General features: G+C 67.3%; 12 protein-coding genes and 1 other RNA gene. 5 read left to right on the top strand and 8 right to left on the bottom strand.

Annotated elements, in window-relative coordinates; translation table 11 throughout:
* Both QZ755_RS00590 and QZ755_RS00585 read left to right on the top strand, forming a co-directional pair.
* A partial coding sequence (locus tag QZ755_RS00590; RefSeq protein ID WP_294318395.1) for a toprim domain-containing protein occupies positions 1-1311 on the top strand: 1311 nt, incomplete at its 5' end.
* 65 nt (positions 1312-1376) lie between these two features.
* The gene (locus QZ755_RS00585) at positions 1377-2684 is read left to right on the top strand and encodes a serine hydrolase (protein ID WP_294318392.1); all 1308 of its coding nucleotides are present in this window, start codon (positions 1377-1379) and stop codon (positions 2682-2684) included.
* Here the strand turns inward: QZ755_RS00585 and ffs are convergent.
* The 3 genes from ffs to tpiA all read right to left on the bottom strand — a co-directional run bounded on the left by ffs (position 2683) and on the right by tpiA (position 4056).
* Positions 2683-2779, bottom strand: an RNA gene (gene ffs / locus QZ755_RS00580) — signal recognition particle sRNA small type. The two genes, QZ755_RS00585 and ffs, sit on opposite strands and share 2 nt — an antisense overlap.
* A gap of 37 nt (positions 2780-2816) precedes the next feature.
* Entirely contained in the window at positions 2817-3224 is a 408-nt protein-coding gene (locus QZ755_RS00575; RefSeq protein WP_294318388.1) for a hypothetical protein, read from the bottom strand.
* 85 nt (positions 3225-3309) lie between these two features.
* Positions 3310-4056, bottom strand: coding sequence for a triose-phosphate isomerase (gene tpiA, locus QZ755_RS00570; protein ID WP_294318385.1), 747 nt, complete (start codon positions 4054-4056; stop codon positions 3310-3312).
* A 129-nt stretch (positions 4057-4185) separates the two neighbouring features.
* Here tpiA and QZ755_RS00565 point away from each other — a divergent pair, with 129 nt between their 5' ends.
* From QZ755_RS00565 to QZ755_RS00555, 3 genes are all read left to right on the top strand, one after another.
* On the top strand, positions 4186-6138 hold the full coding sequence (locus tag QZ755_RS00565; RefSeq protein WP_294318383.1) for a peptidylprolyl isomerase: 1953 nt from the start codon (positions 4186-4188) through the stop codon (positions 6136-6138).
* Complete coding sequence (gene trpE / locus QZ755_RS00560; RefSeq protein ID WP_294318381.1) at positions 6135-7631, top strand: anthranilate synthase component I; 1497 nt, start codon at positions 6135-6137, stop codon at positions 7629-7631. Before QZ755_RS00565 ends, trpE begins: the two co-directional genes overlap by 4 nt.
* Positions 7632-7794: 163 nt before the next feature.
* Positions 7795-8229, top strand: coding sequence for a GNAT family N-acetyltransferase (locus tag QZ755_RS00555; RefSeq protein ID WP_294318379.1), 435 nt, complete (start codon positions 7795-7797; stop codon positions 8227-8229).
* Between the two features lie 82 nt (positions 8230-8311).
* Here QZ755_RS00555 and QZ755_RS00550 read toward each other — a convergent pair whose 3' ends face one another.
* Genes QZ755_RS00550 through QZ755_RS00530 form a run of 5 tightly spaced genes read right to left on the bottom strand, consistent with a single transcriptional unit; the run spans position 8312 to position 11709 of the window.
* Complete coding sequence (locus QZ755_RS00550; protein ID WP_294318377.1) at positions 8312-8647, bottom strand: DUF423 domain-containing protein; 336 nt, start codon at positions 8645-8647, stop codon at positions 8312-8314.
* Positions 8644-8916, bottom strand: a complete 273-nt coding sequence (locus QZ755_RS00545; protein ID WP_294318374.1) for a diacylglycerol kinase — start codon at positions 8914-8916, stop codon at positions 8644-8646. Before QZ755_RS00545 ends, QZ755_RS00550 begins: the two co-directional genes overlap by 4 nt.
* Positions 8913-10697, bottom strand: a complete 1785-nt coding sequence (locus tag QZ755_RS00540) for a cation:proton antiporter (RefSeq protein WP_294318371.1) — start codon at positions 10695-10697, stop codon at positions 8913-8915. The genes QZ755_RS00545 and QZ755_RS00540 overlap by 4 nt, the downstream gene beginning before the upstream one ends.
* Entirely contained in the window at positions 10697-11134 is a 438-nt protein-coding gene (locus QZ755_RS00535; RefSeq protein ID WP_294318370.1) for an iron-sulfur cluster assembly scaffold protein, read from the bottom strand. The genes QZ755_RS00540 and QZ755_RS00535 overlap by 1 nt, the downstream gene beginning before the upstream one ends.
* Before the next feature lie 53 nt (positions 11135-11187).
* Complete coding sequence (locus QZ755_RS00530) at positions 11188-11709, bottom strand: CvpA family protein (protein WP_294318368.1); 522 nt, start codon at positions 11707-11709, stop codon at positions 11188-11190.
* Positions 11710-11789: the final 80 nt, after the last annotated feature.

Here is an 11789-nt window from a genome sequence, read left to right as displayed (position 1 = left end):
GCTGGAACCGATGTGCCGGCCGAAGCCGTGTTCCAGTTCCCCGGCGGTCTTGCCGACCACCTACGCGAACAGGTCGGTGGCCGCGAATGCGCGACGGCGGATTTCTTCACCGGCCGCCAGGATTTTCCGGGCGAACAGGGACGCGTCGAATGGGCGGTGGCATGGCCGCTGTGGAGTGACGGCAGCTACAGCTATTACTGCAATACCATCCCGACCCCCGATGGCGGGACCCATGAGCAGGGCCTGCGACAGGCGCTGGTTCGCGGCCTGCGCGGGTTCGCCGATCTGGTCGGCAACAAGCGCGCCAAGGACATGACCGCTGACGACGTGACCGTCGGTTGCGAACTGATGCTGTCGGTGTTCATCCGCGACCCGCAGTTCCAGAGCCAGACCAAGGACCGCCTGACCAGCGTCGAGGCCGCCAGCCTCGTCGAAAAGGCGGTGCGCGACCATTTCGACCATTTCCTCAGCCACAATATGGACCGGGGCAAGGCGCTGCTGGGCCTCGTCTTGGACCGGATGGACGAACGCCTGCGCCGCAAGGCGGAGCGCGAGGTCAAGCGCAAGACCGCGACGTCGTCGCGCAAGCTCCGCCTGCCGGGCAAGCTGACCGATTGTGCGTCGGACGATCCGGCCGGCACCGAGCTGTTCATCGTCGAAGGCGATTCGGCCGGCGGGTCGGCGAAACAGGCGCGCGATCGCAAGACGCAGGCCATCCTGCCGATCCGGGGCAAGATCCTGAACGTCGCCTCCGCGACCAGCGCGAAAATCCTTGCCAATCAGGAAATCGCCGACCTGATCCTCGCCACGGGGTGCGGCACGCGCAAGGATTGTCAGCCCGATGCGCTGCGCTACGAACGCATCGTCATCATGACCGACGCGGATGTCGATGGCGCGCATATCGCAACGCTGCTGATGACCTTCTTCTTTCAGGAGATGCCGGAAATCGTCCGGCGGGGGCACCTGTATCTTGCGCAGCCGCCACTTTATCGCCTGACGGTCGGCGCCAAGTCGCTCTATGCCCGCGACGATGCCCACCGTGCCGAGCTGGAACGCACCGCATTCCGGGGCAAGAAGGTCGAGGTCGGCCGGTTCAAGGGACTGGGCGAGATGAATCCGGGCCAGCTGCGCGAGACGACGATGGACCCCAAAAGCCGCAGCATGATCCGCATTACCCTGCCTCAGGAATATGAGGAACGCGCGGCGGTGAAGGACCTGGTCGATCGGCTGATGGGCACCAACCCGGCACATCGTTTCGCCTTCATCCAGGAAAACGCCGCGCGCCTGGACGATGAGGTGATCGACGCCTGACATACGGCGATTGACGCCCTTTGTCCGATGCCGCAGCCTGTCGATCGACAGGAGCTTTGGGGAAGATGCCGATGGTCGCCATGCTGATGTTGCTCGCTGCGATGGCACCGCCATCGGTTCAGGCGCAACCGGCGGACGCAACGATGGACAGCCGCACGCGGGAGGTCGTGGCAGTGTTGTCCGGGGCGGGCGACTATGATGCGACCTTCGCCCCGTCGTTTCGCGCTGCCGTACCCCGCGCGCGTTTCGACGCCATCGCCCGGCAACTGACGACCGCACTCGGCAAACCGACCGGGGTGGAGGCGATCGAGTCAACCGGTCCCTGGGCGGCACATGTGCGCTTCGCCTATGAACGCGGCACCTTGAAGGCGGATGTTGCGCTCGACCCCGGCGGCGATCATTTGATCACCGGCCTTCTCACACGGGGCGTGGAACCGCGCGGTCCGGCAGCGCCTACGCTGGACGCCGTAGTCGAACGCCTCGCCGCCCAACCCGGCACCAGCGTTTTCGCGCTGGCGCGACTGGGGGATGGGCCGCCGCAATTGAGCAAGGCCCGCAACGCCTCTGCACCGGTTGCGATCGGGTCGGCGTTCAAGCTGGTCATCCTCGCCGAACTGGTTCGCTCGATCGAGGCAGGCGAGCGCAAGTGGAGCGATGTCGTCACGCTCGACGGGTCGGCGCTGCCCGGCGGCGGCTATGCGCAGCAGCCCAAGGGTACGCGCATCGCACTAAAGGAACTCGCCGAGCGGATGATTTCGGTCAGCGACAACAGCGCGACCGACATCCTGCTGTTCCAGCTCGGTCGGGCGAAGGTGGAAGCGATGCTGCCCGTCATCGGCTTTACCGATGGTGGCGCGCGCAACGTGCCGTTTCTGGGCGCGCTGGAGCTGTTCAAGCTGAAAGGCGTGGACGGCGGCGCGCTCGGCGCGCGCTATCTCTCGCTGACACCGGCTGCGCGACGGGCGTTCCTCGACGGCGCGGTGCGCGATACCCCGATCGCCGCGATCCCGCGCGACCTGTTTCAGAACGGAAAGCCGCTACGCATTGCCGAACTGGAATGGTTCGCCAGTCCGAACGACCTGATCCGGGCGATGGACTGGCTGCGACGGCATATGGACGGCCCGGCGGGTGCGGAGTTGCGGGCGATCCTGTCGAAGAATCCGGGCATTCCCGACGCGACGGCGCACTGGCGCTATGTCGGCTACAAGGGGGGGTCGGAACCCGGCGTCCTTACCATGGCCTTCCTGCTGCAGGGCAAGGACGGCAGATGGTATGCGATGGCGAACGGCGTCAACGATCCTGCGAAGGACGTCGACACGTTGCAATTTACCGGGCTGATGACCCGCGCGCTGGACCTTGCCGCGCCGCGTTAGAGGTGGGAGCCGGACGACCCGCTGCGAAATCGTTGCGGCTGCTTCCTTCCGGACCTGACCGGGTTGGCGACGGCATCGTCCGCCCGACTCCCGCGCGCCATATGGGCGAAGCGGACGCCGGGCGCAAGAGGATCAGTTGCGTGCCGGCAATCGCGAATAGGGTACGAAGTCGCCAAGCGACAGCGACCCGCTCATCATGCGCGAATTGCGGTCGAGCAGGTTTACGATATCGATCCGGCACAGCTGCGTGCCGATCGTGCGCGTCACCAGAATGTCGTCCCGGTCGAGAAAGGCGCCACCCTGCGGCCGATTCACGAACAGGGTCCCGTTGTTCATCCGATAGACGATGGCCGTGTTCGGCACGATCTCGCTAGACCGGATATCGCGCAGGTTGATGCAGTCGACCGCCTTGCCGACATCGCGCCGATCGGTGATCCGCGACAATGCGGCCTCTCCCGCCGCGTTGTCACGTTCGCGCGCCGTCACGGGTGCCGTGCTGGCGGCAAGCAGCGCGATCGACAACAAACTGAGGATTCGCATGATCGTCTTCCCGGTTGGAGCAAAGTCGGTGCCTAGCATATCAGGGATGAACCGACACTGACGCTGGCCGTTCCGCAGGCGCTGGTTACAGCCGGGCCGCCGCTTCGATGATCGGCACGAACTTTTCGGCGGTCAGACTCGCCCCGCCGACCAGTGCGCCGTCGACATCGTCGATCGACAGGATCGAGGCGGCGTTGGCGCCGGTCACCGATCCGCCATACAGGATGCGGATGCCGTCCGCGGCATCGCCGACCATCTGACGCAGCTTGGCACGGGCGATCGCATGGACCTGCGCGATTTCGTCGGCGGATGGCGTGCGCCCCGTGCCGATCGCCCAGCGCGGCTCATAGGCAAGCGTGAACCAGTCGCCGCTGGCTCCTTCCGGCACCGACTTCTCGATCTGCGCCTGCACGACGCGTTCGGCACGGCCAGCATCGCGCTCCGCCTCGGTTTCGCCGCAACACAGGATGACATTCAAGCCGTGGCGGCGCCCGGCGGCGGCCTTCGCCCAGGCGTCGTGGCTGGTTTCGTTCTGGTCGGCACGGCGCTCGCTATGGCCGACGATCACGATGGTCGCCCCGGCTTCGACCAGCATCTCCGCGGAAACGCACCCGGTATGCGCACCGCGATCATTGGCGTGGACGTCCTGCCCGCCGATCTGCATCGTTCCCGCGATGTCCGACGCCGCATGGACCAGCGTTGCGGGCACGCACAGCGCGACATCCACGCCCGGCGCGGCGGCGGCGGCGGCATCGATCGCCGCGACCTCGGCCAATTGCCCGCGAAGCCCGTGCATCTTCCAATTGCCAGCCACCAGCTTGCGACGACTCATACCCACGGCTCCCAGCGCGTTTTACATGTTCTACAGCCGATAGCGCATGTGGCGGCCTACGCAACCTTGAAGCGGGCGCGACCGCCTTCTAAAGCAGCATCCTTTCATTCCTTTCGATCGGTTGCACGGATGCTCGGTTTCTTCAGGCGCATGACCAAGTCGAAGGTCGGCATCTTTGTCGGCCTGCTGTTGCTGGCGGTCATCGCCATCGGCTTTGCCATGGCCGACCTCAACGGGCTGCGTCCGTCGGCGCTGGGCGGCAACGGGGCGACCGTTGCGACCGTGGGCGATGACAAGCTGACCGACACGGTGCTGACCGAGCGCATCCGCGGCGACGTGCAGCAGGCGGCGCAGCGGCAGCCGGGGCTGGATACCGCGCAATACATCGCGCGCGGCGGGTTCGAAGGGTCGCTGAACCGGGCCATTTCCGATCTCGCGCTGCGCCAGTTCGCGCAGGATCACGGGCTGGTCGTGTCCGACCGCTATGTAGACGGACAGATCGCCAGCCTGCCGGCGTTTCAGGGGCTGGACGGCAAGTTCGACCAACGCACGTTCGAACAGGCGCTGGCCCGTGCCCGCATCACGCCGCAGCAGTTGCGCGACGATATCCGCCGTGCCACGCTTACCCGCCTGATGCTCGCCCGCACGCTGGAGAGCAGCTACCTGCCGCAGCAGCTGGCCCTGCCCTATGCCTCGCTCGCCAAGGAGGCGCGTAGCGGGCAGGTCGCGATCGTGCCGACCGCCGCCTTCCCGGCGCCGGCGGCACCGACCGACCAGCAGTTGCAGGCCTATTACACCGCCAATCGCGCGCGCTATACCGTGCCGGAACGCCGGGTGATCCGCTATGCGATCGTCACCCCGGCCAGCGTCCTGGCGCAATCGGCGCCGACCGATGCGGAAATCCAGGCCGCCTATCGCACCAACGCGGCTCGATTCGCACCGTCGCAGACGCGGAGTGTGTCGCAGGTGGTCGTTGCCGATCAGGCCGCTGCCAACAAGCTGGCGCAGGCCGTCCGCGGCGGACAGGCGCTGACCGCCGCTGCCGGTGCGATCGGCCTCGAAGCGACCAACTTCACCGGGCAGACCAAGGGGCAGCTGGCCGGAAAGACCTCGCCTGCCGTCGCGGACGCAGCGTTCGGTGCACAGCAGGGTGCGGTCGCCGGGCCGATCCAGTCGCCGCTGGGCTTCGTGGTGCTGAAGGTCGACGCGGTCACGCAGGTGCCGGGCAAGACCCTTGAACAGGCCCGTCCGGAACTGGTCGCCGAATTGACCAAGACCAAGGGCGCGACCGCGCTGGGAGCCGTCCAGGAAAAGATCGACGGCGGCATCACCGATGGCGCGACGTTCGATGAAATCGTGAAGGACTCCAAGCTGTCGGCACAGGCGACCGCCCCGGTTACGGCGCAGGGCATCGACCCGCTGAAGCCGGCACAGCCCGACCCTGCGCTGGCCCCGATCATCGAAGCCGGCTTCGCCGCCGAATCCGGCGATGCGCCCCAGATCGTACAGACCGCCGCCGATGGCACCTTCGCCCTCGTGTCGACCGGTGACGTGACCCGCGCCGCCCCGCGCCCGCTTGCGGAAATTCGCGAGCAGGTGATCGGCCAGTACAAGCAGGACCAGGCACTGAAGGCAGCCCGCGCGGTGGCGCAGCAAATCCTGACCAAGGTGAATGGCGGGATGCCGATCGGCACCGCCGTTGCCCAGTCGGGTACGCGCCTGCCCGCTCCGCGTCCGGTTACCGCATCGCGCGCGCAGCTGTCGCAGCTGGGACAGCAGGTGCCCGCCGCACTCCAGCTGATGTTCTCGATGGCGCCGAAAAAGGCCAAGCTGACCGCGGCACCGAACGGCGAAGGCTGGCTGATCGTCTATCTCGACGACATCCAGCGCGGCGATGCGACGAACGACAAGGCGGCGATTACCGGTGTCGGACGCGAACTGAGTCGCATGACCGGTGGCGAATATGCCGAGCAATTCGTCGAGGCGGTGCGCCGTCAGGTCGGGGTGAAGCGCAACGAGCAGGCGATCAACCGCGTCCGGAACGAGCTGGTCGGCGGGGCCACCCCCGCGCCGGCACAATGAGCGGGATCGAGGGGGTAGAGGCCGCCCGCGCCGCGCTGTCCAGCGGGCAACCGGCGCTGCTGTGGACGACACGGGTGGCCGATACCGAAACGCCGGTCGCCGCCGCGCTGAAACTGATCCAGCCGGGGCGGGGCGATTTTCTGCTGGAATCGGTCGAAGGCGGGTCGGTGCGGGGCCGTTACAGCCTGTTGGGGCTGGCCCCCGACCTAGTGTTCCGGGGCAACGGAAATGATGCAGCGATCAATGGCCACTGGCTGACCGATCGCGCCGCGTTCGTTGCGTGCGAAGAGCCGACGCTCGCCGCGCTGCGGACGCTGGTCGGACAGTGCCGGATGGACGTGCCGGCCGCCCTGCCGCGCGCGCTGGCCTGTCTGGTCGGCTATTTCGGTTACGAGACGGTCGGACTGGTCGAAACGCTGCCGCAGGTGGCGGAGGATGCCCTGGGCCTGCCCGACATGATGTTCGTGCGGCCGACCGTGCTGCTGGTGTTCGACCGGCTGTCCGACACGCTGTTCGTCGTCGCACCGGTATGGCCCGGCGCCAGCATCGAGGCGGCGGCGGAGCGGATCGAAGCGACCGAAGCCGCGCTCGACGCCGCCGCCCTGCCCGCGCCGGCCCGGCTGTCCGAAGTCCCGGACCTGGCGCTGACCCCCGTCCTGCCCGCCGGCCGTTATGGCGAGATGGTCGCGGCGGCGAAGGAATATATCGCGGCCGGTGACATTTTTCAGGTCGTCCTGGCACAGCGTTTTACCACGCCGTTTCCGCTGCAACCGTTCGAATTGTACCGGGCATTGCGACGGATCAACCCGTCGCCGTTCCTCTATCACCTCGACCTGCCCGGCTTCGCACTCACCGGGTCCAGCCCGGAAATTCTCGTGCGGCTGCGCGATGGCGAGGTGACGATCCGGCCGATCGCCGGGACCCGCCCCCGCGGCGCCACGGCGGCGGAAGACGAGGCGAACCGCACCAGCCTGCTCGCCGATCCCAAGGAACGCGCCGAACATCTGATGCTGCTGGACCTTGGCCGCAACGATGTCGGACGGGTGGCATCGACCGGCAGCGTGCGGGTGACCGACAGCTATACCGTCGAATTCTACAGCCATGTCATGCACATCGTGTCGAACGTGGTCGGCACGTTACGGTCCGATGCCGATGCCCTCGACGCGCTGTTCGCCGGATTTCCGGCGGGTACGGTGTCGGGGGCGCCCAAGGTCCGGGCGTGCCAGATCATCGCCGAACTGGAGCAGGAACGGCGCGGCGCCTATGCAGGCGGCGTCGGCTATTTCAGCCCCGACGGGTCGATGGACTCGTGCATCGTGCTGCGCACCGCGGTGGTCAAGGACGGGATGATGCACGTCCAGTCGGGTGCAGGCATCGTCGCCGACAGCGACCCCGCCTATGAACAGCGCGAATGCGAGGCGAAGGCCGGCGCGCTGCTCGCCGCCGCGCGCGAAGCGGTGTCGCAGGCCAGCAAGGGTCGCTTCGGACAATAGCCCGCCAGCGGCGAAATTTGCGGTACGTTCATGTAGCAGCGGTAGGATGACGCGCGACGGTGTACGGTCGAGCGTTGGAAATCGCTCGATTCGGTCGTTGCGCGAACATCCCACGGACGGGCGGAAGCTGGCACTTCCGTCCCGGTGAGCGAGGAAGGCCATGGTGACTATCTGCCGTGCGACGTTGCAGCATCTCGATCGGCTCGTGCCGTTGTTCGACGCCTATCGCCAATTCTATGGCCAGAACGGTGACCTCGACGGCGCGCGGGCGTTCCTGACCGCCCGGATCGAGCGCGATCAATCGGTGATCCTGCTGGCCGACGACGGCGCGGGCTTCGTGCAGCTATACCCCTGCTTCTCGTCCGTCCGGATGCGATCGACCCTGATCCTGAACGACCTGTTCGTCGCGCCGGAAGCACGCGGACGCGGGGTTGGAGAAGCATTGCTGGCGGCGGCGTGCGACCATGCCCGGTCGATCGGCGCGGCGCGGATGACATTATCGACGGCCGTCGACAACAGCGCCGCACACGCGCTGTATGTCCGCGCCGGTTGGGAACGCGACGCGCAATTCCACACCTATGGCATAGCGGTCGATTAAGCGCGGCGGGTCGTGGAGAGGACGGCCGTAGCGTGCGCCGACGCCGCACTTGCGGAAAAGCCGTCGGCGCCAGTCGCCACGCTCAGCGCCGCAGGGCGATCCAGCCGAGCCACAGCCAGCCGAGAATCATCGCCAGACCGCCGAGCGGTGTTATCGGCCCCAGCAGGCCGCGCGGTCCGCCTAGCGCCATCGCGTAAAGCGACCCGCCGAACAGCAAGCCACCGGCGACGAACAACCAGCCCGGCCCGCGCGCGGCGAGGTTCATCGCGACCAGCGCGGCGATGGCATGGGCCAGCTGATACTGCCCGCCGGTCTTCAACCAGTCGGCAGCGAGTCCGGAGGCACCATGCGCCCCGAACGCACCAGCCGCGACCGCCATCGCGCCCGACAGCGCAGCGGCGAGGAGCAGGAAGTTCATCGCAACAACTCCAATGTGTCGACCACCATCGCCGCTGCGACGATCACGGCAGACATGGCAGCCACCAGCACCGCGCCTGCCGCGATATCCTTCCCGACGCCAATTTCGGGATGGTGGCCGGGGTGCAGCAGATCGACCACCCCCTCCAGCGCGATACCGGTCGAAGCGGCGAAGGCGAGTTGGGTCCGGAAGCTGGCTTCACGCCGAACGGCCGCGCACAATGCGGCGAACGCGAAACCCGGCCGCCCACCGAGCGGCCGTCCCTTCATGCCGCGTCGTCCGGCACCGTACCCGATGCGGCGGCGACACGGGCATGGGTAAATATCATGTCGCGTCCTTCGCGAAGATCGCCGGTTTCGGACTGCTGCGACAGACGCTTCGCATCGGTCTTGCGGTACAGGTCCTCGGTCCGGTCGATCTCGCCATCGTCGACCCCGACACTGACCATCGCCGCACGGGCCATGGTGACGGCGGAATCGAGGACTTCGCGGAACACGCCCTGTACCGGGGCGCCGGCCAACTTCACGACCGATCGGCGGTCATAGGCGCGCACGAAGATGCCGGCATCGGGAAACGCCTGATGGATCGCCTCGATCGTGTCGATTTCGAACGGATCGCCATCGACGCAGAACAGCAGCAGCGCGGCGTCCTGCGCCCCGGCGAGGCGTAGCAGGTCGATGCGGGTGCCATCGCCATAATAGACCTTCATGCCGAAGCTATCGGCGACTTCTATCATTTCCACATCGCGATCGATGACCGTGACGCTGATCCCCTGCGCCAGCAGCATCTGCGCGACCGTCTGTCCAAAACGGCCATAGCCGGCGACGACTGCGCTGGCGCCGTCATGGCGCGGCCCTTCCGGCGTGTCGCCATGCTTCTTGTCGGGGTCCGCGCGGAACTTGCGCGTCGCCATCATCAGGAACGGGGTGGTCGCCATCGACAGGGTGACGATCGCGCCGAACACGCTTGCGGCTTCGGGCGCGATCAGCAGCGCGTTCTGCGCCTGTGCGAACAGCACGAAGCCGAATTCGCCCCCCTGGCTGAGCAGCAGTCCCAGCGCGAGCGCCCCGCGCCACGGCATTCCGAACAGCCGGCCAAGGCCGAAGATCACCAGCCCCTTGGTCGCGATCAGCGCAATCGCCATGCCGACGACGAACACCGGTCGCTCGACGATCGCGCCCAGATCGAGCATCATCCCGACCGCGAGGAAGAACAGGCCGAGCAGGATCGACCGGAACGGTTCGACGTCGGCCTCCAGCTCGTGGCGATACGGGCTGTCGGCCAGCATCACGCCGGCGATGAACGCGCCGAGCGCGGTGGACAGGCCCAGCGCCTGCATCACCGCCGCACTGGCAATCACGGTGAACAGGCCGGCGAACACGAACATTTCGCGCTCGCCCATATTGCCGATCAGGCGGAAGAGCGGGCGCAACAGGAAGCGGCCGGCAAGGATCAGCCCGACGACCGCGCCGACCGTCCACAGTGCCAGCTGCCATCCCGGCGGACCACCGGCATCCGCGGGATTGCGCGACAGGGCGGCGACGATGGTGATGAGCGGAACGATCGACAGGTCCTGGAACAACAGGATCGCAAAGGCCCGTTCGCCGAACGGCGTCTTCATGCGCCCCGCCGATTGCAGCATCGGCAGGACCTGCGCCGTCGACGACAGGGCGAGCGGCAGGCCGAGCGCCAGCGCGGCGGCCCAGCTGAAATGGGTCGCCAGCCATACGACTCCGGTGATCGCGACGCCGCACAGCACGACCTGCATCAGGCCGAGGCCGAAAATGTCGCGCTTCATCTGCCACAGGCGCGACGGCGACAGCTCTAGGCCGACGAGGAACAGGAGCAGCGTGATGCCGAGTTCCGCAATGGCGAGCTTCGATTCGGCGTTGCCGACCAGCCCCAGCACCTGCGGCCCGACGACCGAGCCGGCGACGAGATAGCCAAGCGTCGCACCCAAACCCAGCTTGCGGAAGATCAGGACGAACACCAGCGCCGCGCCCAAGAGCGGCGCGAAATCATGGAGCAGCGACGCGGTGCCATGTTCCATCAGGCGGCGGCCCGTTGGTCGGCGGCATGGCGTGCGGCTTCGGCAGCGGCTTCGAAGGCGAGCCGGATCGAAGCGTGACGGGCGCTGTGCGGACGGGCCGGTTCGAACAATGCCAGGCCAGGCCAGTCGGGCAGGTCGCCCTCCCCCGCCAGCCAGGCGGCCAATGCCTCGCTCGCGGCGGCGAGGTCCGCCGGCGACTTGCCGACGATCGCGCGCGCCAGCAACGCCGACGATGCCTGCCCCAGCGCGCAGGCGCGCACCAGCATCCCGACCGCAGCGACACGTCCATCATCGCCCACCGCGATATCGACCGTCACCCGGCTGCCGCAGATGGGCGAGCGCTTTTCGACGGAAGCGTGCGGATCGGAAAGGCGGACGGCCTGCGCGGTTTCGGCAGCAAGGCGGAGGATGTCGGTGTTGTACAGGTTTGCGCTCACCCGTCGGATGTAGGGCGCAATCGTGACGGTGGCGAGTCGATGCCCGGCTTTTTCTATTCCCCGAACACCGGTTCGCCCCGGCGGCGACGGTCGATGAAGTCGACGGCGCTGGTGCTGGTGGCATTGAGCAGCGGATAAGTACGCGCGTTCTTGATCCAAAGCGGCCGGCGGGTCGAACCGCCGCCGATGAAGTCGGCCGCGAGCAGCAGCAGCAGGAATGCGAGGCTGACGAGGATCAACCCTTTCAGCGCACCAAAGCCGAAGCCGAGCGCACGGTCGACGGGCCCCAGGACCGAGGCACGGGTGCGCGCACCAATGCCGTTGGCGACGAGCCGCCCGGCGAAATAGCCTGTACCGGCGATCAGCGCGAAGGCCAGGGTCGCCGCACCGCCCGCCGTCCCGGTCGGTCCGACCAGCGCGGCGGCAACGGGCGTGTGGAACAGTTTCAGCAGCAACACGACCAGCGCCCAGGCAGCCAGCGACAGGACTTCGGTGACGAAGCCGCGCAAAAAGCCCAGCACCGCAGCGCCGCCAACGGTGCAGAGGACGGCGATGTCGAGCGAAGTCAGGCCCATGGGGCGGCTATGCCGGGCGGTGGGGGAATTGTCGAGGTGATGGTGTCGATCGCATCACTGATCCTCCCCGTGCCGGGGAG

It is taken from the genome of uncultured Sphingomonas sp., assembly GCF_913776855.1.
Taxonomy (GTDB): Bacteria; Pseudomonadota; Alphaproteobacteria; order Sphingomonadales; family Sphingomonadaceae; genus Sphingomonas.
This window is presented reverse-complemented; position numbering and strand designations above follow the sequence as displayed.

What these genes read in the sequence shown, in the direction of transcription:
- QZ755_RS00545 (WP_294318374.1), bottom strand. Translation starts at nt 8,916, where the DNA reads ATGAAGGGACGGCCGCTCGGTGGGCGGCCGGGTTTCGCGTTCGCCGCA.
- tpiA (WP_294318385.1), bottom strand. Translation starts at nt 4,056, where the DNA reads ATGAGTCGTCGCAAGCTGGTGGCTGGCAATTGGAAGATGCACGGGCTT.
- QZ755_RS00540 (WP_294318371.1), bottom strand. Translation starts at nt 10,697, where the DNA reads ATGGAACATGGCACCGCGTCGCTGCTCCATGATTTCGCGCCGCTCTTG.
- QZ755_RS00530 (WP_294318368.1), bottom strand. Translation starts at nt 11,709, where the DNA reads ATGGGCCTGACTTCGCTCGACATCGCCGTCCTCTGCACCGTTGGCGGC.
- QZ755_RS00575 (WP_294318388.1), bottom strand. Translation starts at nt 3,224, where the DNA reads ATGCGAATCCTCAGTTTGTTGTCGATCGCGCTGCTTGCCGCCAGCACG.
- QZ755_RS00550 (WP_294318377.1), bottom strand. Translation starts at nt 8,647, where the DNA reads ATGAACTTCCTGCTCCTCGCCGCTGCGCTGTCGGGCGCGATGGCGGTC.
- QZ755_RS00565 (WP_294318383.1), top strand. Translation starts at nt 4,186, where the DNA reads ATGCTCGGTTTCTTCAGGCGCATGACCAAGTCGAAGGTCGGCATCTTT.
- trpE (WP_294318381.1), top strand. Translation starts at nt 6,135, where the DNA reads ATGAGCGGGATCGAGGGGGTAGAGGCCGCCCGCGCCGCGCTGTCCAGC.
- QZ755_RS00585 (WP_294318392.1), top strand. Translation starts at nt 1,377, where the DNA reads ATGCCGATGGTCGCCATGCTGATGTTGCTCGCTGCGATGGCACCGCCA.